General features: G+C 73.3%; 21 protein-coding genes. 16 read left to right on the top strand and 5 right to left on the bottom strand.

The genetic code is table 11. The annotated features are described in order from the left end of the window. Genes ACH427_RS11640 through ACH427_RS11620 form a run of 5 tightly spaced genes read left to right on the top strand, consistent with a single transcriptional unit; the run spans position 1 to position 7802 of the window. The gene (locus ACH427_RS11640; protein ID WP_398869251.1) at positions 1-4458 is read left to right on the top strand and encodes a beta-ketoacyl synthase N-terminal-like domain-containing protein; all 4458 of its coding nucleotides are present in this window, start codon (positions 1-3) and stop codon (positions 4456-4458) included. Further along, positions 4455-4775: an acyl carrier protein gene (locus ACH427_RS11635; RefSeq protein WP_398869250.1), complete on the top strand. Its 321-nt coding sequence runs from the start codon at positions 4455-4457 to the stop codon at positions 4773-4775. Before ACH427_RS11640 ends, ACH427_RS11635 begins: the two co-directional genes overlap by 4 nt. Next, positions 4772-5569, top strand: coding sequence for an alpha/beta fold hydrolase (locus ACH427_RS11630; protein ID WP_398869249.1), 798 nt, complete (start codon positions 4772-4774; stop codon positions 5567-5569). Before ACH427_RS11635 ends, ACH427_RS11630 begins: the two co-directional genes overlap by 4 nt. Further along, positions 5566-6720: a glycosyltransferase gene (locus ACH427_RS11625; protein ID WP_398869248.1), complete on the top strand. Its 1155-nt coding sequence runs from the start codon at positions 5566-5568 to the stop codon at positions 6718-6720. The genes ACH427_RS11630 and ACH427_RS11625 overlap by 4 nt, the downstream gene beginning before the upstream one ends. Positions 6721-6740: 20 nt before the next feature. Beyond that, entirely contained in the window at positions 6741-7802 is a 1062-nt protein-coding gene (locus tag ACH427_RS11620; RefSeq protein WP_398869247.1) for a class I SAM-dependent methyltransferase, read from the top strand. Positions 7803-7830: 28 nt separating this feature from the next. Here ACH427_RS11620 and ACH427_RS11615 read toward each other — a convergent pair whose 3' ends face one another. After that, the gene (locus ACH427_RS11615; RefSeq protein ID WP_398869246.1) at positions 7831-8463 is read right to left on the bottom strand and encodes an HAD family hydrolase; all 633 of its coding nucleotides are present in this window, start codon (positions 8461-8463) and stop codon (positions 7831-7833) included. A 308-nt stretch (positions 8464-8771) separates the two neighbouring features. Between ACH427_RS11615 and ACH427_RS11610 the strand changes: the two genes are divergently transcribed. From ACH427_RS11610 to ACH427_RS11590, 5 genes are all read left to right on the top strand, one after another. Next, complete coding sequence (locus ACH427_RS11610) at positions 8772-9356, top strand: hypothetical protein (protein WP_398869245.1); 585 nt, start codon at positions 8772-8774, stop codon at positions 9354-9356. Then, positions 9346-10344, top strand: coding sequence for a hypothetical protein (locus ACH427_RS11605; protein WP_398869244.1), 999 nt, complete (start codon positions 9346-9348; stop codon positions 10342-10344). Before ACH427_RS11610 ends, ACH427_RS11605 begins: the two co-directional genes overlap by 11 nt. Next, positions 10341-11234, top strand: coding sequence for a thymidylate synthase (locus ACH427_RS11600; RefSeq protein WP_398869243.1), 894 nt, complete (start codon positions 10341-10343; stop codon positions 11232-11234). The genes ACH427_RS11605 and ACH427_RS11600 overlap by 4 nt, the downstream gene beginning before the upstream one ends. 1 nt (position 11235) lies before the next feature. Next, positions 11236-12066: a hypothetical protein gene (locus ACH427_RS11595; protein ID WP_398869242.1), complete on the top strand. Its 831-nt coding sequence runs from the start codon at positions 11236-11238 to the stop codon at positions 12064-12066. A gap of 65 nt (positions 12067-12131) precedes the next feature. Next, a complete protein-coding gene (locus ACH427_RS11590; RefSeq protein WP_398869241.1) occupies positions 12132-13271 on the top strand; it encodes an MFS transporter in 1140 nt (379 codons plus the stop codon). Here the strand turns inward: ACH427_RS11590 and ACH427_RS11585 are convergent. The 4 genes from ACH427_RS11585 to ACH427_RS11570 all read right to left on the bottom strand — a co-directional run bounded on the left by ACH427_RS11585 (position 13260) and on the right by ACH427_RS11570 (position 17051). Further along, positions 13260-13772 carry an 8-oxo-dGTP diphosphatase gene (locus tag ACH427_RS11585; RefSeq protein ID WP_398869240.1) on the bottom strand — a complete coding sequence of 171 codons (513 nt, stop codon included), beginning with the start codon at positions 13770-13772 and terminating at the stop codon, positions 13260-13262. The two genes, ACH427_RS11590 and ACH427_RS11585, sit on opposite strands and share 12 nt — an antisense overlap. Positions 13773-13900: 128 nt before the next feature. Continuing rightward, on the bottom strand, positions 13901-14968 hold the full coding sequence (locus tag ACH427_RS11580) for a trypsin-like serine peptidase (RefSeq protein WP_398869239.1): 1068 nt from the start codon (positions 14966-14968) through the stop codon (positions 13901-13903). A 123-nt stretch (positions 14969-15091) separates the two neighbouring features. Continuing rightward, positions 15092-15937 (bottom strand): hypothetical protein, encoded by an 846-nt coding sequence (locus ACH427_RS11575; RefSeq protein WP_398869238.1) that lies wholly within the window; start codon positions 15935-15937, stop codon positions 15092-15094. Positions 15938-15968: 31 nt separating this feature from the next. Then, positions 15969-17051 carry an alpha/beta hydrolase gene (locus ACH427_RS11570; protein ID WP_398869237.1) on the bottom strand — a complete coding sequence of 361 codons (1083 nt, stop codon included), beginning with the start codon at positions 17049-17051 and terminating at the stop codon, positions 15969-15971. Positions 17052-17230: 179 nt separating this feature from the next. On the opposite strand from ACH427_RS11570, the gene ACH427_RS11565 reads away from it, so the two are divergent. From ACH427_RS11565 to ACH427_RS11540, 6 genes are all read left to right on the top strand, one after another. After that, positions 17231-18202, top strand: coding sequence for a hypothetical protein (locus tag ACH427_RS11565; protein ID WP_398869236.1), 972 nt, complete (start codon positions 17231-17233; stop codon positions 18200-18202). 160 nt (positions 18203-18362) lie between these two features. After that, positions 18363-19166 (top strand): serine/threonine protein kinase, encoded by an 804-nt coding sequence (locus ACH427_RS11560; RefSeq protein ID WP_398869235.1) that lies wholly within the window; start codon positions 18363-18365, stop codon positions 19164-19166. An 84-nt stretch (positions 19167-19250) separates the two neighbouring features. Beyond that, positions 19251-20642, top strand: coding sequence for a serine/threonine-protein kinase (locus tag ACH427_RS11555; protein WP_398869453.1), 1392 nt, complete (start codon positions 19251-19253; stop codon positions 20640-20642). Positions 20643-20907: 265 nt separating this feature from the next. After that, positions 20908-21909 (top strand): alpha/beta hydrolase, encoded by a 1002-nt coding sequence (locus tag ACH427_RS11550; protein ID WP_398869234.1) that lies wholly within the window; start codon positions 20908-20910, stop codon positions 21907-21909. A 200-nt stretch (positions 21910-22109) separates the two neighbouring features. Continuing rightward, positions 22110-22937 carry a hypothetical protein gene (locus ACH427_RS11545; protein ID WP_398869233.1) on the top strand — a complete coding sequence of 276 codons (828 nt, stop codon included), beginning with the start codon at positions 22110-22112 and terminating at the stop codon, positions 22935-22937. Next, a complete protein-coding gene (locus ACH427_RS11540; RefSeq protein ID WP_398869232.1) occupies positions 22934-23455 on the top strand; it encodes a SixA phosphatase family protein in 522 nt (173 codons plus the stop codon). Before ACH427_RS11545 ends, ACH427_RS11540 begins: the two co-directional genes overlap by 4 nt. Positions 23456-23632: the final 177 nt, after the last annotated feature.

The following is a 23632-nucleotide window of genomic DNA, read 5'->3' as shown; positions in this document are numbered from 1 at the left end:
GTGCACCTCCCCCTCCCCGGAAATCCGGCGCGGGAACCGGTGGCCGTCACCGGCATGGCGGTCACGCTGCCCGGCGCCGAGGATCTCGACCGGTACTGGCACAACCTCCTCACCGGCGTGGACGCCATCTCCGAGGTGCCGCCGGGGCGCTGGGACCAGGACGCCTACCGCTCCGGCGCCATCTACTGCCGGCGCGGCGGGTTCGTCGACGACCGGCTCACCGGCTTCGACCCCGCCGCCTTCGGCATCATGCCCGGCTCCGTCCAGGCCATCGAGCCCGACCAGCTGATCGCCCTGCGCACGGCCGCGGCCGCGATCGCCGACGCGGGCGGCCTCGCGGCGGCGGATCCCGCGCGGGTCGGCGTGGTGCTCGGCCGCGGCGGCTATCTGACGCCGGGGCTGGCGCGGCTCGACCAACGGGTCCGTACGGCGGGCCAGTTGACCCGTACCCTCCGGGAGCTGCTGCCCGAGGTCGGTGAGGAGAGGCTGGCCCAGGTCCGTACGGCCTTCGAGGAGGCCCTGGGGCCCGACAGCCCCGACGGGGTCATCGGACTCGTCCCCAACTTCGCCGCCTCGCGCATCGCCAACCGGCTGGACCTGCGCGGTCCCGCCTACACGGTCGACGCCGCCTGTGCCTCCTCGCTGCTCGCGGTCGGCCAGGCGGTGGGGGAACTGGCCGCGGGGCGCTGCGACGTGATGCTCGCCGGAGGCGTGCACCACTGCCACGACGTGACCCTGTGGTCGGTCTTCGCCCGGCTGGGAGCACTCTCCCGGACCGAGCGGATCCGCCCCTTCCACCGGGACGCCGACGGCGTGCTGATGGGCGAGGGCACCGCGGTGGTCGTCCTCAAACGGCTCGCCGACGCGGTGCGCGACGGCGACCGGGTCTACGCGGTGGTGCGGGGCACCGGGGTGGCCGGCGACGGCCGGGCCGCGGCCCTGGTGAACCCCGACCCGGACGGCCAGACCCGAGCGGTCCGGCAGGCGTGGGCGGCCGCCGGACTGGATCCCGCGGCCCCCGGGTCGATCGGCCTGCTGGAAGCACACGGCACGGGCACCCCGAACGGCGACGCCGCCGAAATGACCACACTGCGCCGGGTGTTCGGCCCCGCGCGGGAACCCGACGCGGTGATCGGCTCGGTCAAGTCGATGATCGGCCACACCATGCCGGCGGCGGGCGCGGCGGGCCTGGTCAAGGCGGCCCTGGCCCTCCACCATCAGGTGCTCCTGCCCACCCTGCACTGCGAGGACCCCCACCCCGGCCTGCTCGCCACCCGCTTCCGCCCCTCCCCGGTGGCCCGCCCCTGGGACGCGGAGGTGCGCCGGGCCGGGGTGAACGCCTTCGGCTTCGGCGGCATCAACGCCCATGTGGTCCTGGAGGAGTTCCGCCCCACGGCCGGGAAGCGGCGCACCGCGTCCCCGGCCCTCAGGATCGCCGAGCCCGACCCCGTCCTGCGGATCGCGGCGGACACGGCCGAGGAACTGCGCACGCTGCTCGAAGCCGGGGACGAGCGGCTGCGCGCGGGCGGGACCGCCGGCGCCGGAGGCACCCGGCTGGTCGTGGCCGGGCCCGGTGCCGAACGCCTCGCACTGGCCCGGAAGGTGGTCGCCCGCGGCCGGGCCTGGGGCGGCCGCCGCGACGTCTGGTTCGCGCCCCGCCCCCTGCTCGGACCGGGCGGCGGCCGCACCGCCTTCCTCTTCCCCGGCCTGGAAGCCGGCTTCACCCCCCAGGGCGAGGACGTCGCCCGCCACTTCGGACTGCCCCGCCCCACCTGGCAGCAGGCCCGGGTCGGCGCCGTGGGCGAGCACGGCGCCGCCGTCGTCGACGCCGGACGGCTCCTGGCCGGGGCGCTGCGCCGCGCCGGTGTCACCCCCGACGCCCTGGCCGGGCACAGCGTGGGGGAGTGGACCGCCATGGCCGTGGGCGGCATCTTCGCCGACAAGGAAGTGGACGCCTTCCTGAGGGACTTCGACCCCCTGTCCCTGCGGGTCCCGGACCTGGTCTTCGTGGCCTTCGGGGCGCCCGTCGCCCAGGTGGAGGCGGCGCTGGACGGGATCGGCGAGGTGGTGCTCTCCCACGACAACGCCCCGCACCAATGCGTGGTCTGCGGCCCCGCGGCCCAGACGGAGAAGGTGACGGAACGACTGCGCCGGGAAGGCGTCCTGGGGCGCCCGCTGCCCTTCGAATCCGGCTTCCACACCCCCATGCTGGCCCCCTATCTGGGACCGATCCGCGAGGGGATGCGGCGCTTCACCCTGCACCGTCCCTCGGTCCCGGTCTGGTCGGGGACGACCTGCGCGCCGTTCCCGGACGGCGAGCCGGAGATCCGCGAGCTGGCCGTGCGCCACCTCCTGGAGCCGGTCCGGTTCCGCGGCCTCGTCGAGTCCCTCCACGCCGCAGGGTTCCGCGCCTTCGTCCAGGCCGGACACGGCCAGCTGCCGGCCCTGGTCGGCGACATCCTCGCCGACCGCGAGCACCTGGCGGTCACGGCGGGGGACACCCGCGGTGACGGTCTCGGCGGGCTGCGCCGCGCCGTGGCCGGACTCTGGGCCTACGGCGCGGAGCCCGACTTCGCGGCCCTGGCCCCCGGCGAGGCCCGCGGCACCACGACCGTCGCGCCGCCCCCGTCACCCCCGTCACCTTCCCCCACGCCGGGCGTACGGCTCGGACTGGACGCGGGTCCGGTCGACCTCGAACCCGCCTCCCGGGACCGGCTCCGTACGGTGCTGCGCGGCGCGCTCACCGCCCCGGGGACGGCGGCCCCCGGAACCGGGCGGCTGGAGGACGCCGCACGGCGGTTCCCGGAGGCCGCACAACTGCGAGCCCTGCTGAGCGAGACGGCCGACGCGGCGGCGGACCTCTTCGCGGCGGCGCACGACATCCCTCGTCCCACGGCGGATGTTCTCCGGACCACCACGCTCCGGACCACCACCCTCCGGGTCGCCCTCGACACCATGCCGTACCTCGTCGACCACTGCTTCTACCGCCAGCGGCCGGACTGGCCCGACATCGGCGACCGGTGGCCGGTGGTCCCCGCGGCCACCATGATCCGGCACATGGCCGACGCGGTGCCCGCGCCCGGCACCGGTGTCACGGTCGCGGTCCGCGGGGCCCGGTTCCTGGAGTGGCTGGTCGCCGAGCCCGCCGTCGACGTGGAGCTGACCGTACGGGCCGTGCCCGGGCAACCGGGCCGCCACACCGTGCGCTTGGGCCGGTACGCGCGCGCGGAGACCGAGACGGCGGCCCGCCACCCGGCACCGCCCGCCCGCTGGCCCGTCCCCGCCCACGAGGACGCGCCCACCGTCACGGCCCGGGAGATGTACGAGCGACGCTGGATGTTCCACGGCCCGCTCTTCCAGGGCGTCACCACCGTCACCGCGCTCGGCGCCCGGCATGTCCGGGGCGTCCTCACCGCACCACCCGCGCCCGGCGCGCTCCTCGACAGCGCCGGTCAACTGCTCGGCTACTGGCTGACGGCCACCCACCCCGACCGCACGGTGGTGCTGCCGACAGGGGTCCGCGAGATCCGCTTCCACGGCCCGGAACCCGCCGCGGGCCAACGCCTCGACTGCCACATCCGGATCACCTCCCTCACCGGGACCCAGCTGACGGCGGACCTCCAGCTCAGCCACCGCGGCACCGTCTGGTGCGAGATCAGCGGCTGGGAGGACCGCCGGTTCGACTCACCGGCCGCCACCGACGCCATCCGGCGCCGGCCCGGGCGCGGCACGCTGGCGCGGGTCCAGCCCGGCGGCTGGCACCTGGTCTTCGAACACTGCCCCGACCCGGCCTCCCGCGAGCTGATGATGCGCAACGTGCTCGGCGGCGCCGAACGCGACACCTACGCGGCCCGGCCGCCGCGCGGGAGACCGCAATGGCTGCTCGGCCGGATCGCCGCCAAGGACGCCGTACGCCACCACCTGTGGCAGCACGGCGCGGGCCCGGTCTTCCCCGCCGAGATCCGGGTGCGCAACGACGACAGCGGCCGCCCGCACCTGGAAGGCGTGCACGGCCGGGAACTGCCGCCCCTCGACCTCTCCCTCGCCCACCGCGCGGAAGCCGCCGTCGCCCTGGTGCGCCCGGCCGGGGCCGCGCCCACCGGCATCGACATCGAGGAGATCGCCGAGCGGCCGGACGCCACCCGCGACGCGGCCCTGGCCCCCGAGGAGCTCCCGCTCCACGACGCCCTCGGCGGCGGCGCGCACACCCTCACCCGCTTCTGGGCGGCCAAGGAGGCCGCGGCCAAGGCCGAGGGCACCGGACTGCGGGGCAGACCGCGCGACTTCCGCGTCGTCAGCGCCGACGGCGACCGGCTGACGGTCCGCACACCCTCCGGCCGTACCCACCCCGTGTCCCTCGCCGAGGTCGGCAACCCGGCGGGTCTGCGGCCCCGCCGGTACATCGTCGCCTGGACCGAGGACGCCCACCGGCAGCACCACGAGGAGAGCCCTTCATGACCACCACCCCCACGTCCGACGCTGTCACCCCCCTCCCGGGGACCGATGAGCGCGCCGTCCTCGCCGAACTCACCGAGGCACTGCACCGCGTGATCCCCGAGATCGGTCTCGAAGGCACGGCCGTCACCATGGACACCCGCTTCGTCGAGGACCTCGACCTGGAGTCGATCGACCTGGTCACCCTCACCGGCGAACTCGCACGCCGCTATGGCGAACGGGTCGACTTCCCGGCCTACTTCGCCTCCCTGGAGCTCACCGAGATCATCGAGCTCTCCGTCGGCCACATGGTCCGTCACATCGCCGGACGCCTCGGGTGACGCTCCGCCGCCCGCGCCTGAACACCCTGCGCATCGGACCGGCCGGGCAGGACACCGTGGTTCTGGTGCACGGCATCGCCACGGACAACCTGACCAGCTACTACTTCACCGTCGCCCCGCTGCTCGCGGCGGCCGGGCACGACGTGGTGATGTACGACCAGCGCGGCCACGGCCGCAGCGAACGCCCGGCCACCGGCTACCGCCTGGAGGACTTCACCGACGACCTCGCCGCCCTCGTCGAGGGCCTGGACACCGCCGGGCCGGTCCACCTGGCCGGGAACTCCTTCGGCGGCACCGTCGCCTTCGACTACGCCCTGCGCCACCCCGGCCGGGTCGCCAGCCTCCTGGCCGTGGAGTCCGAACCGCCCACCGCGGCCTGGGCGGCCAAGATGAGCGGTCTGCTGGCGGGTTCGGCGAGCCGGCTCCGCGAGGACCGCACCCTGCCCTGGATCGAGCGGACCTACGGCCGGCACGAGGCCCGCCTCGTCCGCTGGGCCCGTCCACTGCTGCAGGGGACGACGATCGCCGCGGACATCGCGGCCAGCCGCACCCCCGCCGAGGAGCGCTGGCGGACCCTCGACCTGCCCGTCCTGGCGGTGTACGGGGACACCTCCGACCTCGCCGGCACGGCACCCTGGCTCGAATCCCTGCTCCCCGACTGCCGCACCCACCGGGTGGCGGGCCACGGCCACTCCGTGCTCGTGGGCGACCCGGGGACCGTCGGGACGCTCATGCTCGACTGGTTCGGGACAGGCCACCGCCACCGCCACCGGACGGAGGGCCTGCGGGTATGAGCCGGTTCCTCTTCGTGGTGCCGCCGCTCGTCGGACACATCAACCCCGCCGTCGCGGTGGCCGGCGAACTCACCCGGCGCGGACACCGGGTGGCCTGGGCCGGAGCCCCCGGCATCGTCGAGGAGCTGGCGGGTCCCGACGCCGAGGTCCACGCCTGCGACACACCCGCCGATCTGCGCCGGCCCCCCGAACTGCGCGGGGTCGCCGCGCTGCGCTTCCTGTGGCAGGACTTCCTCGGGCCGCTCGCCCTGGCCATGGCCCCCGGGGTGGAACGGGCCGCCGTCGCCTTCCGCCCGGAGGTGATCGTCGCCGACCAGCAGGCGCTCGCCGGGGCCCTCGTGGCCGAACGGCTCGGCATCCCCTACGCCACCTCCGCCACCACCTCCGCCGAGTTCTCCGCCGCGCTCGGCGGCACGCCCAAGGTCGAGGCGTGGATCCACGACCTGCTGGCCGGGCTGCGCGGCACGCTCGGCGACCCGGCGCGCACCCACGACCCGCGCTTCTCGCCGGACCTCGTCCTGGCCTTCACCACCACCGCCCTGGCGGGGGACCACAGCGCGCCCCCGCAGACCCGCTTCGTGGGCCCGGCGCTCACCCGGCGGCCCGAACCGGCGCCCTTCCCCCGGGAGCGGCTGGACCCCGCGCGGCGCACCGTCCTGGTCTCCCTCGGCACCGCCAACACCGATCTCGGCGCCCGCTTCCTCACCGAGTGCGCGGCCGCCGTACGGGACAGGTCACGGCACCTCCAGGCCGTCATCGCCGACCCGGCCGGGGCGCTCGGCGGCACCTCGGACGACGCCGTGCTGGCCGTGCGCCGGATGCCCCAACTCGACCTGCTGCGCCAGGCGTCGGCGGTCGTCTGCCACGCCGGCCACAACACCGTCGCGGAGTCCCTGCTGCACGGGGTGCCGCTGGTCGTCGCCCCGATCCGGGACGACCAGCCCGTGATCGCCGCCCAGGTCACCGCGGCCGGTGCCGGGATCCGGATCCGGTTCGGCCGCGGCGACCGCCGCACGATCGGCGCCGCGCTGGACGGCGTGCTCGCCTCTCCCCAGTACGGCGCGGCCGCCCGCCGCGTCCAGGAGTCCTTCCGTGCCGCGGGAGGCGCCGCCGCGGCGGCCGCGCACCTCGAAGAATTCGCCACCCCATGACAGGGAGAACCAGGAAGCCCATGAACCGGACCCAGGAAGTCGCCCAGCTCCGCGTCGACTACCAGCGCGAACTCGCCGACGGCACGGAACGCTTCCACGGGCCGAAGAGCACCGCGTGCCCCTGGTGCGGCTCCTCCCGGCTGCGTACCAGGCTGCGCACCGTCGACCTGATCCAGCACAAGCCCGGCACCTTCGTGCTCGACCAGTGCCGTGACTGCTCCCACTCCTTCCAGAACCCCCGGCTCACGTCCGAGGGACTGGCCTTCTACTACCGGGACTTCTACGACGGCCTGGGCGCCGCCAACGCGGAGATGCTCTTCGGCCGCAAGGGCAACCGCAAGCGCTACCAGGCCAGTGCGCGTGCCCTGCTGCCGTTCGGCTCTCCCCGCCGCTGGCTGGACGTCGGCACCGGGCACGGGCACTTCCCCGACGCGGCCAGGACGGTCCATCCGGACACGGTCTTCGACGGTCTCGACCTCGGTGCGGGAGTCGAGGAGGGCGCGCGGCAGGGCCGGATCGCCGAGGCGCACCGGGGCCTCCTCACCGAGCTCGCGCCCAAGCTGGAGGGGCGGTACGACACGATGAGCATGTTCCACTACCTGGAGCACACCACCGACCCGCGCGCCGAGCTGACCGCCGCCCGGACCGTTCTCGCCCCGGGCGGCCACCTGATCATCGAGGTCCCGGACCCGGAGAGCGCGATGAGCGCGGTCCTGCGTCGCTGGTGGGTGCCGTATTTCCAGCCGCAGCACCTGCACCTCATGCCGATCGCCAACCTCCGCCGTGAACTGGAGGCACAGGGCTTCACCGTTGTCGCTGTCGCGCGGCAAGAGCCGCACACCTCGTTCGACCTCACGGGCGCCGCGGCCCTCGTCCTCGCTCACGCCCTGCCGCCCGCCGACGAACCCTGGCACGCCCAGCCTCCCCGCGACTTCCAGCGGAAGGCTCGCAAGGCCATGTTCTGGTCGGCCTTTCCCTTCCTGGTCGGTGTGTACGGCTTGGAGCAACTGCTCACACCGCTCCTCAGTCGCACCCGCTTCTCCAACGCCTACCGGATCGTGGCACGCGGCGCGGCGGCGTAGACGGACCGGAGGCCGGCGGCGGGGCCGGTCACCACCGCCCCGTCAGCAGGGCGGGCAGGCTCCGCATGTCGTCGAAGACCACGGTGCCGGGGCCTTCGAGCCAGGCGCGGGGCGTCAGCCCGCCGGAGTAGCCGAAGCAGCGCATGCCGGCGGCGCGGGCCGCCTCGACGCCGGGGCGGCTGTCCTCGACCACCGCGCACGCCGCGGGGTCGACGCCCATCCGCCGCGCCGCGTACTGGAAGAGATCCGGCGCCGGCTTGCCCCGGGCGACCTCGGTGGAGCTGTAGATGCGGCCCGCGAAGCGGTCGTAGAGGCCGGTGCGGCCGAGGGTGTGGATCATCTTCTCGTGCGAACCGCTGGAGGCGACACAGGTCGGCAGCGTGATCGCGTCGAGCGCCTCCGGCATGCCCTCGACCGGCAGCAGGCCGAGGTCCACCTCGCGGCGGTGCAGTTCGACGAACCGCTCCCACCACGTCGCGGCCGCCCGGCTGCCCAGCCGGGCGGCGACCTGGCCGGTGATGGACAGCATGGAGCGGCCGATGAACCGCTCGACCGCCTCGTCCTCGGTGAGGGGCCAGCCCAGTTCGGCGCCCAGCAGGACATGGACCCGCATGGCGATGCATTCACTGTCGACCAATACGCCGTCACAGTCGAATATCACGAGTTCAATTGGCTTGAATACCACCGGAGGACGGACTCCCGACCTCTCCACAGCCTTCACCCCCTGTGCTAGCTTCCTGGTCATCAAGGAGCATGCGGGCTGCACTGCTCGGGGGAAAAGTGAAACGGGCCATACCATCGGAACGGGAGATCCAGCAGAGATCCCGATATCTGGCACAGCAGCGGGGTCTCCCCATTGTGGGCATTTCCGCTCCGTCTGTCGACCACCCCGCACTCGAACCGGGAAACATCAAGACGGGGATGTCGGGAAAACACATCGGATGCGTTCTCGTATGGAATCTGCCGACCTTGCGCACATGCCCCGGGGCGAGCGACTGGTGCGCCAGGAACTGCTACAACGGGGACACGAGCGGCGAGGTCGTCTTCAACCGGCCGTTGTGGTTCGCCAATGAACGGCACGCCCGCGAGGACCCCGAAGGTCTCGGCCGGATCATTCTCGGGCAACTGGCCGACGCCGCGCGGGGAGCCACCCCTCCCGTGGTCGCCGTGCGGGTGCATTCCTCCGGGGACTTCTTCGGCGAGCGGTATGTCGCCATGTGGCGCGACATCGCCCGCGCGGTGCCCCAGCACCTGTTCTGGGCCTACACGCGTTCCTGGGTGATCCCGGCCATGCTCCCCGCGTTCGAGGAGCTCAGGCGGCTGCCCAACGTCCAGCTCTTCGCCTCCGTCGACCACACCATGGGCCCTCCTCCGGAAGGCTGGCGGGTGAGCCGGGTGCGGGACCCGCGGGCGCCCGGCACCGCGGCGGAGGAAGCGCGCCCGAAGGTGCGGCAGATCGCCTGTCCCGAGGAATACCGGGAAGGCATCGACTGCGCCAAGTGCAGATTCTGCCTGCTGCCGCGAATAGGGGATGTCGTCTTCAATGTCCACTGACACCGCCCGTCACCCGGTCCTCATCGGCGGCCCCGCGGGAGCCGGCCGGGCGGAACTCGCGGAGAGGCTGAAGGACATCGGGGCCGCGGAGTCCGATTCATTTTCCGCCCCCGACGCGCGCTCCGCCACGGAGTTCCGCGTGACCCTGCTCCCGGAGCGAAAGCCTCCGGAAGAGGTGTCACGCATGGCCGACGAGGCACATCTCGTCCTCCACCGCGCCAACAGGGACACCATCGAGGAGATCGCCCACGTGGTACGCGAGGGATTCGAGGTGCACAAGGCGGCGGAAGCGTATCCGGACTGCCGGTCCGTCGATCTCGACAACCGCGTCGGCTATTCCGGAATCGCCGAGGAATTCATCGACGAACTACGGCTCACCACCGCCGATTTCCACCACGCGTCGGCTCCCCGGCTGAGCGGAATCCTGGGGAGGACACCCGCGGGCTCCCGGCTGCTCGAAGTGGGCGCGGGGCGGGGCTGGCTCCGCCAGGCCGTGGACACGGGCGAGGCCGACTACTCCTGCCAGGAGTCCAGCGCCGGAATGGCCCGCTATCTGCCGGACGACGTCATGACGGAGCCGATCAGGGCCCTGCCCGCGAAACACGGCTCCTACGACTGGGTCGTGGGATCCCTGGTCGACGGGATGGCCTACCCGCTCGGCGTCTTCTGCCTGGCCCAACTGCTCGCGCCCGCCGGGCGCATCGTGCTCACCTGGCCGTCCGCGGTGTGGTCCACCGGCCGGCGGCGCACCACGCACACGACCCGGTTCGTCTCCTCCAGCGGCAAGGAGGTCCCGGGCGTCCACTCCTTCACACCCGACCGCACCCGGACCAAGGAGCTCTTCCGGCTGGCCGGCCTGGCACTCACGGACTTCCTCGAATGTCCTCCGGTGCCGCCCACCGGGCGCCCCTACAGCCCCGACACGTATCTCGCCGACGGGTCCCTGCCCGAGAGCGTGGTCTCGATCGCGGTGGGGGTGCGGCAGTGAACTCCTTCGAGTCCTTCCACGAGGCGTACCACCACCTGACGGCGCTGCTCGCGAAGGAGGGCGACCGGGTGCCCGGGCCGCGGTCGCGGACCTCGGTCGGCTCCGGCTTCGGGACGGCGGAGAGGGTGACCTACGAGGTGATCTCGCCGACCGTGCGGATACGCGACCCCAGGAACCGCCTCCTTCCGGACACGTGCCGGCACACCAACAAGGGCTTCGCCTTCGCCAACTACCTGTGGGCCCTGACACCGGGCGCGAGCGCGGACCAGGTGATCGCCTACAACGCGCGCGGAAAGGCGTTCACCGACGACGACGGCACACTCGTCTGCGGCCTCTCCCAGCGGCTCATCGGCGACGGGACCACCTCACCGCTGCGCGACCTGATCGCACTCATGAGGCGGGACCTGTCCACCCGCAGGGCCTACCTCGGCTTCATCCACCCCGCCGACCTCCGCGACGAACCGAGGGACTTCTCCTGCTTCGGGTCGCTGCAGTTCCTGCACCGCGGCGGCCGCCTCGACTGCGTCGCGTCCATGCGCTCGCAGTCCCTGATCGGGGTGATGCCCTACGACGTCGTCCTCCTGACCATGGTGCAGGAGACCGTCGCCAACGAGCTCGGGCTCGCGCTGGGTTCCTACTACCATCACTGCGGATCGCTCCACTACTATGCGGGCGAGGAAGGCCAGTTGCGCTCCGTCCTGAGCTGCGCGGACGAGGTGGAGGCCATGCCTCCCATGCCGGCCCGCACACCGCTCGGCACGGACGGCGCGGTGCTCGCGGCCGAGCGGGAGCTCCGGCGGACCGGTCTTCCCGACGACACGCGCCTCGAGCCGTACTGGCTGGACATCCTCGCGTCCATGGGGCGCGCCCTGACATCCGACAAGGGGTAGCGTGACGACAGGCTCAGCCGTCCTGGCACGGGTCCGGGACCTCGTGGCCGCCCACCGGGAGAGCCTGCTGGGCGGCGAGGTCATGCCGGAGGACGCGCTCGTCGCGGTGGTGCCTCCCGAGGACCTCCTGGACACCCTGACGCTGGGCATGTCCCTGAACTACCAGCGCGACAGCTACGCGCTCTGGCGGGCGGTCGCCGCGGCATACCAGGACCCCGGCTCCCGCTGGGTGTTCACCCCGGCGCTGGTCCTCGACCGCACCCCCGAGGACCTCGCCCGGCACCTCCTCGCCCACCGGGTCGCCCTCCAGCCGAACCGGCACCCCGAGATCTGGCGCCGCGTCGCCCGGGGGATCGCCGACTCGTCGGCGGACGGTGACGTCGCGGGCCTGCTGACGTCGGCGGGGAGGGACATCGCCAGGCTCGGCGACATCGTGCGGGTGCGCAGGAAGCCGGAGTTCCCCTATCTGTCCGGCCCGAAGATCTTCAACTACTGGCTGTACGCCCTGGAGCAGTACGCGGGCGTGCGGTGGACGTCCCGCGAACTGATCACCATCGCCCCCGACACGCACGTCATCCAGGCCACGGTGCGGCTCGGGCTGTGCGGGAGCGAGGTGCTCGAAGGCTCGGCGGCGCACCGGGCGGCGGTCGCCGGGACCTGGGCGGAGGCGCTGGCCGGCTCCGCCCTGGCCCCCATCGACGTGCACACCCCGCTGTGGCTGTGGAGCCGGGCGGGGTTTCCCGACATCGCGGAACTCCGGGGTGCCGCGGCGCTCGCGGGCGCGGGAAGGGGCACCAGGAAGGGGACCGGAGAGGCAGACCCTTGGGGTTAGCGCCGGGCGGACGGGGCCCGGCGGGCCTCTTCCCCAGCCCACCGGCCAGGAGGCCGGTCCTGCTGATGACGCTCGGCTCCTTCGCCCTGGGCACCGACGCGTTCGTCATCAGCGGCGTCCTGTCCTCGGTGGGCGACGACCTGTCGGTGTCGGTCGGCACCGCGGGCCTGCTCATCACCGTCTTCGCGGCCGTCTACGCGCTGGCCGCCCCCTTCATCGCCGTGGGCACCGCCAACTGGGACCGGCGCAGGGTGCTCCTGGCGGCCCTCGGCGGCTTCGTCGTCGCCAACGTCCTGGCCGCGGCCGCGCCGGACTACGCGGTCCTGATGGCCGCGCGGGTGGTGGCCGCCCTGGCCACCGCGCTGTTCATGCCCGCCGCGTCCGCCACCGCCGCGGCCATCGTCCCGCCCGGGGAACGCGGCAGGGCCCTGACCGCCGTCCTCGGCGGCATCACGATCGCCAGCGCCCTCGGCGTCCCCGCCGGCACCGTCATCGCCGCCTTCTCCGACTGGCGCGCCACCTTCCTCTTCGTCGCCCTGCTGAGCCTCGTCGCCCTCCTCGGCCTCGCCCGCGCGCTCCCCTCGGTGCCGCCCACGGCGGAGGCGCCTATAGCCGAACGCGCCCGCGCGGCCGTCCTGCCCGGCGTGCCGGCGGTCCTGCTCGTCAGCATGCTGACCTTCTGCGGCATGTTCGCGCTGTACGCCTATCTGGAGTGGACCGCCCAGCACATCGCGGGGCTGCACGGCGGCGCCGTCGCCCTCGTCTTCTTCGCCTACGGCGCGTGCGGAGTGGTCTCCAACCTGGTGACCGGCGTGCTGATCGACCGCTTCCCGCCGGAGCGCCTCGCCCTGCTCTCCTCCGCGGCCCTCGTCCCGGTCATGGGGCTGATGGCGCTCCTGGCCCGCGTCGGCTCCCACCACGCGCCGACCGTCGTCGCGTTCTTCGTGACGGTCGTGCTGTGGTCGCTGATCGGCTGGACCATGAACCCCGCCCTGCAGAAGTGCCTGATCAACGCGGGTGGTGAGCAGGCACAGGTGGTGCTGTCGCTGTCGGGTTCGGCGGTCTACGCCGGCCAGGCGGCCGGGAGCCTGGCCGGGGGACTCGTCCTGGCGCACGGGGCGGGGGCGCTGACGCTCACAGCCGTGGCGTTCCAGGTGCTGACGGTCGTGGCGATGCTGCCGGTGTCACGGAGATCAGTCTCCTGACCCGGCCTCGCGGACCGGTTCCCTGTGGACGTCCGCCTTGGCCACCGTCAGGTTGTCGTCGGCGAAGACGAACTCCGCTTCCAGGCGCAGCCCGGCCAGCACGTCCGGGAGCCAGTGCCCCGCGTCGTCCCACATCGCGCCGAGCGGCAGTTCGTCCACCGGGTACCAGGACGGCGCGATCTCCTCGCACTCCCGGGCGGTGCCCTCGGTCCTGTCGGTGAGGAACACCGCCACTTCCTGGTCGTAGCCCGGCCGGGCCGGGAAGCGGAAGACCAGCCGTGCCGCGTGCCGCAGGTCCGCCTCGGCCGCCACCAGCGAGGATTCTTCCGCCAGTTCACGCACGGCGGCCCGCGCGGGCGTCTCCCCGGCCTCGACGTGGCCGCCGAGGCCCACGATGTTGCCGGCGCCGAAGCCCCGCTTCTTCCGGCCGAGCAGCACCTCCCGGTCGCCGGTCGCGGTGGTCCGGGTCACCAGGCACAAGCACATCGATGTCAGCGTCATCCCGGCATCATCGCGCACCCCGGCACGCCGTCGGCCGCTTTCGGCCGAGCGGGGGCGGCACTTGTGACGACGGCGCGCCACGGCGGACCGTGGCGCGCCGCGCGAGCGGTGCGGGAAAGGGCCCGGCCCTACGCCGGGCTCGCCGACTGGGCGACGTTGTAGACGGCCCGTTCCTCGTCACCGAGGTGGGTGGAGCTCATGTTGGGGCCCTCCACCCAGCCCATGATGCCGATGATCTGGCCGGGGTCGTCGTAGCGGGAGAAGACGGCGGTCTGGAGGCCCTTGCCGGTGGCGGGGTCGAAGTTCTGCAGCACGGCGCCGCCGCTGCACCCCGGTGACAGCGCGCCGGGCATCACGTCGCTGTAGTAGACCGGGTCGGCCCACGGAGTGCCTTGGGCGACCATGAGGCTGCGGCCGTCGAAGGTCCGCTGGAGCTGCGGGGAGACCTTGCCGGGGCGGTAGTAGTTGCGTTCGTTGATGGTCGGGTAGCCGAAGACGTACTGGGTCTGCCGCTGCGGCTGGCCGAAGCCGATCTCCTGGCCGCCGGTGACCTGGCCGATCGGCCGCGGGTCATCGGGGTTGGCCACCAGCACCGCGGCCATGTCGTGCCCCAGCAGCCAATCGGCGCTCTGGCTCCAGGTGTTGGTGAACCACTCGCGGGTCACTCCCCAGACACCGTAGGGAGCGATGTCCTTGCCGGGCAGGGCCGTGCTGGTGGTGTGGCGGGGCAGGTTCGCTCCGTTGAACCCCGGCACGAAGACCATGTTGGTGGCGATGACGTTGCCGAAGCCTATGTTGACCGGGGTGTGGATGCGCAGGCAGTGGGCGGCGGTCACGACAACGCTCTGGTTGGCGCTGTTCACCACGTCGCCGGAGCACGCGTCCTCGGTGACGGCGCCGGTGTCCACGTCCGTGAACTGTACGAAGATCTTGCCCGCGGTGCGGGAGACCAGCCCCGCCTCCCGCGGCCAGGGCTTGCCGAGGTCGTCCCAGCCTCCCGGCGGCGGAGTGGCGTCCTGGTCCTCGTGGTTGAGGCCGACGGCCGCCATCTTCGCGAGGGTCCAGTGCTCCACCTCGGCCCTGAGCTTCTGCTGATGGTCCGCGCCGGCCGGGACCAGCGGGCGGAGCTCGAACGCGGTGTCATCGGCGTGCGCCGCGGGTGCCGCGGTGAACAGAGCGGCCACCAGCGCGAGCACCCCGAGCAGGGTCGCTGGCGTGCGTCTTGGCGGTATCCCTATGGACAAGGCTTCTTCCCCTTGAGGGTCTTGAGGGTGTGGAGGTGGATCCGGCGCGACGTCGGACGTGTGCCGCGGCCGGCTCTACGGGTTGGTCGTGACCTCGAAGCCCGCGCCGAAGACACCGCCGGGCGTGCGGGCGTCCCGGGCGCGCAGGTCGGCGAGGATGTTCGCCGAGCTGGTGTAGAGGAAGGGCGGCAGGGACAGGGTGAATCCCTTGGTGATGCCGGCCCAGGGGCCCTCGGCCTGGAAGTTGTTGTCCGGGGAGGGGAGAGCCGTGCCCGGCACGTGCCAGATGGCCGGGCCCCCGGAGTCGCCCAGCGTGTTCGTGGCCGCCGAGAGGTAGACACCGTCCTCGTTGTCCATGACCGTGCCGTACCAGCAACCCGTCTGGCCCGACGTGATGATCTCCCCGGAGCCCGGGGCGATCAGCCGTTCGTTGTCGGACGCGGGGTCGAGGGCGTTGGGGCTGGCGGTTCCCCCGGGGACCTTCAGCTCGCCGGTCTGCTTGAGGTAGGGGCCCTGGGAGGAGAGCACCGTCCGCGGGAGCAGCTCGATGACCATGTAGTCCTTGGTGACGTGACCCGTCTGCGAGCCCTCGGGGTCCTTGAAATAGCGCACGTAGCCGAGGGGGCCGAACCCGGTGTCCGCCCGGTCGTAGACGGGCTGGATGTTGTCGTGGATCTCGCGGTCCGCGTAGCGGGGGTCGTTGATGCAGTGGCCCGCCGTGATGGCGATCCTGTGGCCGTACTTGTCCGTGCCCACCGCGCCGATCGTGCAGTAGTTGTCCGGCGTCGACGTGCTGAAGACGATCTGCATCGCGTTGTGGACGCGCTTGTCCTGGAGGCGTTGCCCGGCCTGTGCGGCACCGGCCCCCATGGTCCAGACGACCGCCAGGCCGAGCAGGAGGACGAACAGTCTCTTGAGCATGTGCGGAGATCCTGTCTGCCGGAGGCTGGGGTCAGGCGGCCGCGAACGCCGCTTCGAGGCGCGGGACGAAGTCCACGAGATCCTGGGCCCAGCAGTCGTAGTCGTGCCCGCCGTCGCAGGTGCCCCAGCCGGCGCCGTTGCCGTAGTCCACGTAGTGGTAGGGATATCCGAGCGCGTCCAGGTGTTCCTTGGCATGCTGTGTCGCCGACTGGACCCAGAACTCCGGATCCGCGGGGTTGCCGCCGCCGTTGCCGGTGTAGAGCGAGATGCCCATGCCGGCCAGCCGGTCCATGTGGCCGGACGGATCCGCGTCGTTCCAGCGCCAGTCGGCGTCGAACACCGGATACGGCGTGCCGAAGATCGCGTCGCTGGAGACCGGGGGCCCGAAGTCGAGCGAGCAGGCGGGGCCGCTGGAGCCGCAGAGCGCGGCGCCGATGTCGGTCAGCGTGGCGACGACGGCGGCCCGCATGACGGCGTGGTCCCTGGAGAGGTCCACGGCACCGGAGAACGCCCCGGCCTGGCTGAACAGTTCGGGGTGGGCCTGGGCGTAGTGGAGGGAGCCGAAGCCGCCCCTCGAGAGGCCGGCGACGGCCCGGCCCTTCTTGGCCGCGACGGTGCGGAGGTTGGCGTCGATGAACGGGATCACCTGGCCGATGTGGAAGTTCTCCCAGTTCTGCGCGCCCGCGGCGGTGTCCTGGTCGAGCCAGTTGCTGTACCAGCCCCGCCGGCCGCCGTCCGGGATGACCGTGATCATCGACTTGGCCGCCGCGAGCGCGGGGTAGGCCAGCCTCGGGTTGACCGGGTCGTCGGAGGCGCCGTGCAGGAAGTAGAGCACCGGGTAGCGCTTGGCGGGATTGTCCGCGTAGCCCTCGGGCAGCAGGATGCGGATGTGGTGCTCACCCGCGACCTGTGGCGTGTTCACGGTGACCACGAAGTTGGTGGCGGTGCCGGTGGCCGGGCCCGTCTGGGTCAGGCCGAAGCCGTCGGTCATCCTCGGCGGGTCCGAGGTGCGGGCATGCGCGGAAGGCGCGCCCAGGAGAAGCAGGGCGGCGGCGGCCATGGCTGCGACCGCGGCCTTGGCGCGCGGCAGCCGGGCCTGCGGGACTGATCTCATCGGTTGTCCTCGGGGTGGGCTGGATGCCGGTGGCTTGTGGAGCAGCCGGTCACCCGGAATCTCACCGCAGGGCTTCACACGGCGCCATAGGTGGAGGTGGCGCACTTGTGCCACTGGCGCAGGTGCGCCTACTCCCCAGTAGGATTTGCCGCCCGACGGGGGTACGGGAGGGGAGTGACGTGCACGACGTGCTGGATCCGGACTCCGACCGCGGCCGGGTCTACCGGTCCCTGGTCGGTCATCCGCGTGAGTCCGCGGCCCGGCTGGCGGCCCGGTGCGGGCTCGGCGAGGCCCTCGTCGGGGCGCTGCTCAAGGAACTCGCGGCCGAGGACATCGTCGTCATGACGGACTCCGGGGCCGGCGAGCCGACCTGGGAGGCATTGTCGCCCATGCAGGTCGTCGAGGCGCTGGCGCAGCGCGACGACGCCGTCCGTGCCGCCCGGCGGCAGGTCGGCACGGAACTGGAACAGCTCTACCGCTTCGTCAGGAAGGACGCCGGTCACTACGGCGCGCTGGAGGTCGTCGAGGACGCCGCGCGCATCCTGACGGTCAGCCGGCAACTCCAGCAGTCCGCGCGCCGGCAGATCCGCGTCATCGACGTGCCGCCGTACTCCGGGACGGCCGACCACTATCTCGAACAGGAAGTGCTGCAACGCGAGCGCATGGCCGCCGGGGTCGTCTACCGCACGATCTACCCCGGATCGGCCTTCGACGACTCGGTCGCCTGGCCCAACATGGCGCGCATGATCTCGGCCGGGGAGCAGGCGCGCACCCTGGACGATCCGCCCATGAAGCTCGCCATCAGCGACAGCGACCTCGCGGTGGTCACCCTCAGCGCCGACGGCCACCCGGGCGTGGTCTCCCTCCTGATCCGTCCGTCGAGTCTGCTCCGGGCGCTGTCCAATGTCTTCGAGTCCCTGTGGCGGCTCGCGGTCCCGGTGTCGGCCACGGGCATCGGCACCCAGATCGACGCCCGGGACCGGCAGATCCTCACGCTCATGGCCAGCGGCGCCACCGACGACGCGATCGCCCGCCACCTGGGTCTGGGCCGCCGCACCGTCGTGCGCCGCGTCTCCGTCCTCCTGGCCGGACTGGGCGCCACCACCCGTTTCCAGGCGGGCGTCCAGGCGGCACGGCGTGGCTGGCTCTGAGGCCCCGATGGCCTGGGTGACGTGGCGGACCCCGGGGCACGGCGGCCCATGTCCCCGGCCCGGCGGGCGGCGTGACGGTGTGCGGGAAGTGTGGGAGTGTCTGGTTGCCGCGGGGGCGGCCCGGGCGTGAGTGCCGTGGACGGGGGTGTGAGGAGGGACCGTGAGCGGGATAGTGATCCACCTGCCGCAGGGGAGCGGTGACGCCGGCGGGGAGCCGGGGGGAGGGCCGGTGACGCTACGGCTCGGCCCGGGGGAAGTGGCTCGTTTCGGACGGGGATCCGCGACGACCCCGGTCGAACTCCGCCTCGCCGACGCGGCGATCTCCCGGCTGGCGGGGGAGATCCGGGTGACCGACGACCACTGGCAGCTCAGCAACCACAGCGCGACCCAGAGCTATCTGGTGGAGAATCCGGAAGGCGCGGGGGAGTACCTGAGGGTGCCGCCACGACGGGCCGGAGCGCCCATCCCCTTCGAGTTCTCCCGGGTGGTGCTGCCCACCCGCCGCGGCACCACCGTCGCTTTCCAGGTGTTCGCGCCCGACCACGTCTACCTCGACCCGGACGGCATGGGCGGCCCGTGGGGGAGCCGCACGGTCACCGCGTACTGCCTGGACGAGACGGCGACGTACTTCCTCGTGCTGGTCGCGCTCTGCGAACCACGGCTGCGTGACGAGTCGCCGGTCGCCGTGCCCACCACCCCGCAGATCGTCGAACGGCTCAGGTGCCACCCCGCCGGTGGTCTCACGGCCCGCGCCGTCAGCTCCCACATCGACTACCTGGCCGAGGAGAAGATGCGCATCAGCGACCCGGCCGGAGGCGAACCCCGCAGGCAGGCCCGCCGCAACGGCAAGCGGGAGGCGATCGTCGGACTCGCGCTGCGGTTCGGGCTCGTGCGGGAGGAGCATCTCGCCCTGCTGCCGCCCCGCGCCGGAGCGGGCACGCGGGAGCGGGAGACGACGGGATGAGCGGGGGCGGCACCCACCGGCACGGCCGGCGGACCGGAGGAGGGAATGGTGCGGGATCCTGCTGACACCGCGGGGGACGACGCCATGGAACAGCTCCCGCGCGGCTACCGCGTCGGCGATTGGGAGGTCACCGAGCCGATCGCGTCCGGCGGCTGGGCGACGGTCTACGCGGGACGGCCGGCCGGTGCCGGTACGGGCCCGGAGGACGTCGCGCTCAAGGTCCTGACGACCGGCGGGCTCGCGCCCCGGCAGGCTCACAAGGTCGCCGAAAGTGCCCGGCGCGAGGTGGAGTTCGGCCACCGCAACCGCCACCCGAGGCTGATCCGCCTGCTGGACTCCGTCGTGCTCGACGAACCGGACCGGCCGCTCCTGGACGGGGCGACCGTGCTGGTCATGGAGCGCGCCGCGGGCAGCCTGCGGGACCGGCTCGGCGAGGGGGTGACCGAGGCCGAAGGCGCCCGGCTGATCACCGAGATCTGCGAGGGCCTGGCCCATCTGCACGGCGCGGGCTGGCTGCACGGCGACCTCAAACCGGACAACGTCCTGCTCATGCCGGACGGTTCGGTCAAGCTCTCGGACTTCGGCCTCGCCACGGAACTGACCGGCACCCACGCCTACGCGCCCCCGATGGGCACCTTCGACTATCTCCCGCCCGAGCGCTGGAAGGCCCCGCTCGGCGAGCAAGGGGTGCGGGTCCGGCAGAGCGCCGACATCTGGGCGCTGGGCATCATGATCCACGAGGTGTTCGCGTCCGGCGCCTCGCCGTTCCCCGGTGCCACTCCCGTCTCGCGCGCCGCCGCGGCACAGGAGTACGCCGAGGGGCGCGCACCGCTGCGCATGGACAACGCCGTACCGCCCTTCTGGTGCGAGCTGGCCGCCGACTGCCTCGCCCCGACCCACGACGGCCGCGCCGCGCACACCGCCGGGAGTCTGCTGGCGCGCGTCGACGCCCGGCAGGGAGCGGACTCTTCCGGGGCAGCGGGGCGCCCGGCGGCAGGGCGGCGCCGCGGGGTCCGCGCCGCCCTCGTGGCCGTCGCGGTGTGCGGGGCGGCCGCGGCGGTCTGGGCGTACGCCGCCCACGGCTCAGGCCCCGCCTCGACGGCCCGGTCCGGCGAGCCCGCCGCCACCGTGGCCGACGCCGCGGGCAGCGTCCGGGTGTTCAACGTCGAGCAGCGCTGCGGCGACCGCACGGACCGGCAGCCGGACTGCAGCCTCGGCCTGGCCATCGATCCGCTGCGGCCCTACACCATCGACAACGTCGTACCGACACGGGTGTGGCACGGTGACGTCCTCGCCGTCGACTGCCGGCTCCCCGGCGGGATGACCATCATCGACGAGACGGGTGCCCGGTCCGACGGGTGGTTCCGCGTCCGGCTCCCGGCCGGCTCCGCGCGGCGCACCGCGTGGCTGCCCGCCGTGCGGACGAAGGACCGCCCCGCGGTCCCCCGGTGCCCGCGGCCCACGCCGGTGCGGTGAGCCCACGGGCGCCGCGGTTCGCGCGGGGCGGCGCTGCCCGTGTTCCCGTGCGTCACGCATGCACGCCTACCCCCTCGACGCGGCGGTGGATGCCGGGAATTCACGGCACCCCCAGCTCTACAGGGAACCGCCGGGCGCTGTCACTCCGGATCGTTCCGGATGCCGTGGCCCGGCACTCGGCGACTACCTTGCGGGCCGTCGGCCCGCGGCCCGAGGCGGGCGCCGCACGGGCCGGCCGAGGAGCCATGACGACCAGGAGGCCGAGTTGAGCGAGCACCGCCCCACCCGCAGAGGTGTCCTGAAGACCGCCGGAGGAATCTCCGCGGCGCTGGCCCTGGGCGGCGGCACCGTCCTCGCGGCGGCGGGGGCCGCCCGTGCGGCCGGTGACGGCAACGGGCTGCGCGTCGTGGACCGTAACGAGGGCGACCCGCGCATGTGGTACTACCGGTTCGCGACCGCCGAGATCGGCTGGAACCCCGCCGTCAACGTCCTGCTCCCCGACGACTACCACACCAGCGGACGCACGTACCCCGTCCTCTACCTGCTCCACGGGGGCGGTGACGGCCAGGACTTCATCACCTTCGACCGCCCGCCCCTGAACATCCGCGCCTGGACCGCCGGGAAGCCGCTCATCGTGGTGATGCCCGACGGCGGGCACGCGGGCTGGTACTCCAACCCGGTCAACTCCTTCGCCGGGCCCCGGAACTGGGAGAACTTCCACATCAACCAGCTGATCCCGTGGATCGACGCGAACTTCCGGACCTTCGCCGAATTCGACGGCCGCGCCGTCTCCGGGTTCTCGATGGGCGGCTTCGGCGCGCTGAAGTACGCGGCCAAATACTGGGGCCACTTCGCCTCCGTGAGCTCCCACTCCGGCCCGGCCGGCCTGCGCGGTCCGGCCGGCGGGATCCCGGGCGGGGTCGTCCACTGGGCCAACGCGTCCTCCGCGGCCATCGAACTGGGCGGCGGCACCGTCTACGGCGTGCCGTGGGACCAGAACAGGGTCAGCATGGACAACCCCTGCGAGCGCGTCGAGAGCTACCGCGACAAGCGCGTCTACATGGTCGCCGGCACCAGCCCCGAACCCACCTTCTGGGACAGGTTCAACGAGACCGCCGTCCTCGACACCCAGCGCGAATGGCGCGGCTTCCTCGACAGGGCCGGCATCCCCCACGAGTGGCACGAGGAGCCGGGCGGCCACTTCGTCCGCGAGAACCGCTTCAGGGAGGACCTCGACGGCATCGTCGACCGCCTCCGCAAGGCGTAGCCCCCTCGGCGCGCGCCCGGCCCGCGCCGACGGGCCGGACCGCTCCACGGGGAGCCCAGCCGTACGGGGGTTGGCTGGGCCGGGGCGTGACATGCGTGGCAGGGTTGACGTGGCGGGCTCCGGGCGGTTGCGTGGTGGCCCCAGTCGACGGCGGCCACCGGCCCGGCCCGCGGCCGTCACGCGTACGAGAGGGGCACCCGATGCCCGGAGTGGACGGCCTGCGCGCGGTGCCGGTGGAGCGGCCCGAGCGGCCGGGAGCGGCGCTGCGCGTTCTCGATGCCCGCTCCGGCGGGCAGGTCGACATCGGGACGGGACACCGGAGCCCGTTGCGCGTCTTCGTCGAGGAGACGCGGGCCGGTGCCGCCGCGGAGCCGTCCGGCCTGCGGGCGCGCCTGGTCGCCGACGTCCTCGTCCGCACCGCCGAACTGCACGGCGGGCAGGCGCTCCTCGGTCTCGTCGGCACCGGTGCCACGCGGGAGACCCACGAGACGCGGGCGGCCGTGCTCGGCATCCGCCCGCCCGCGGCGTCCGGGACGCTAGACGAGGTCGCCCGGGCGCTGGGCGGCCGGGCCGATGTGTACGTCACGGCCGGCCGGGAACCGGCGGAGCAGGGCGTCACCGTGCGGGTGGGCGAGGTGCGCCCCTACGAGCGGCCGTCCCCGGCCGGTCTCGACGCCCTGGCCCTGCGGCTGGCGCTGCTGACCCACCCGCACCACCAGCCTGTCGCCTTCACGCCCGAGGAGCTCGCGGCGGCGCACCGCACGCTGGAGCGGTGGCGGCGTGCGGTGGCCCACTGGGCACAGGCACCGTCGAAGCCGATGTGCGCCGAGATTCTCGGCCAGGCCCTGGCGGGTCTGGAGGAGGATCTGGACGTGCCGGTGGTCCTGGACGCGCTGAACCGGCTGGAGGCGGACACCGGGCTGCCCGACGGGACGAAGTTCGAGACGTTCACGTACCTGGACCGCGTCCTGGCCCTGGAACTCACCCGCGAGATCGGCCACGCGACCCCGCGCGACCCGCTGACGTGAACGCCCGCCGACGGCTGCTCGTGCTGCGGCACGCCAAGTCCGCGTGGCCGCCGGACGCCGCCGACCACGAACGGCCGCTCGGCCCACGCGGCCTTCGCGACGCGCCCGCGGCGGGGCGGTGGCTGTGCGAGGCCGACTGCCTGCCCGATCTCGTCCTGTGCTCCACCGCCCGGCGCGCCCGGCAGACGTGGGAGCTGGCGGCCGGGCAGCTGGGCACCCCGCCGCCCGTACGCCATGAACCGCGCCTCTACGGGGCGAGCGCGACCGGTCTGCTGGAAGCCGTCCGTGAAGTGCCCGCGGACATCGGGACGTTGCTGATCCTTGGGCACAACCCGGGTCTCCAGGAGCTGGTCCTCGCGCTGGCCGGTGACGCCGTCGGCGATGCCCGGCGGCGAGCCGGGACGAAGTTCCCGACCTCCGCGATCGCGGTGCTCACCTGGCACGGCTCCTGGACGGACCTCCGCCCGGGCACCGCCCTGCTGACCGACCTCGCCGTGCCGCGGGGCAAGAAGCCCTGAAGCCCCTGAAGGCGGGCGCCGCCTCCGGTACGCGGCGGTGGCGACGGTGACGGCCCGGTCCGGCCGCGGCCCGCCGGCCGGCGTCCGGCCGCGTGCGTCCGGGCGGGGGCCCGGCGAGACTGGACGGGTGGCGCGCCCGGCGCCCGGTGCCGACGTGAAGCCACAGCCCGAGGAGGC

The sequence above is a fragment of the Streptomyces sp. NPDC020379 genome (genome assembly GCF_044387105.1).
Classification (GTDB): Bacteria; Actinomycetota; Actinomycetes; order Streptomycetales; family Streptomycetaceae; genus Streptomyces.
This window is presented reverse-complemented; position numbering and strand designations above follow the sequence as displayed.

Coding starts and splice junctions, on each gene's coding strand:
- ACH427_RS11635 (WP_398869250.1), top strand. CDS start 4,455: ATGACCACCACCCCCACGTCCGACGCTGTCACCCCCCTCCCGGGGACC.
- ACH427_RS11625 (WP_398869248.1), top strand. CDS start 5,566: ATGAGCCGGTTCCTCTTCGTGGTGCCGCCGCTCGTCGGACACATCAAC.
- ACH427_RS11620 (WP_398869247.1), top strand. CDS start 6,741: ATGAACCGGACCCAGGAAGTCGCCCAGCTCCGCGTCGACTACCAGCGC.
- ACH427_RS11605 (WP_398869244.1), top strand. CDS start 9,346: ATGTCCACTGACACCGCCCGTCACCCGGTCCTCATCGGCGGCCCCGCG.
- ACH427_RS11590 (WP_398869241.1), top strand. CDS start 12,132: ATGACGCTCGGCTCCTTCGCCCTGGGCACCGACGCGTTCGTCATCAGC.
- ACH427_RS11585 (WP_398869240.1), bottom strand. CDS start 13,772: ATGACGCTGACATCGATGTGCTTGTGCCTGGTGACCCGGACCACCGCG.
- ACH427_RS11575 (WP_398869238.1), bottom strand. CDS start 15,937: ATGCTCAAGAGACTGTTCGTCCTCCTGCTCGGCCTGGCGGTCGTCTGG.
- ACH427_RS11570 (WP_398869237.1), bottom strand. CDS start 17,051: ATGAGATCAGTCCCGCAGGCCCGGCTGCCGCGCGCCAAGGCCGCGGTC.
- ACH427_RS11555 (WP_398869453.1), top strand. CDS start 19,251: ATGGAACAGCTCCCGCGCGGCTACCGCGTCGGCGATTGGGAGGTCACC.
- ACH427_RS11545 (WP_398869233.1), top strand. CDS start 22,110: ATGCCCGGAGTGGACGGCCTGCGCGCGGTGCCGGTGGAGCGGCCCGAG.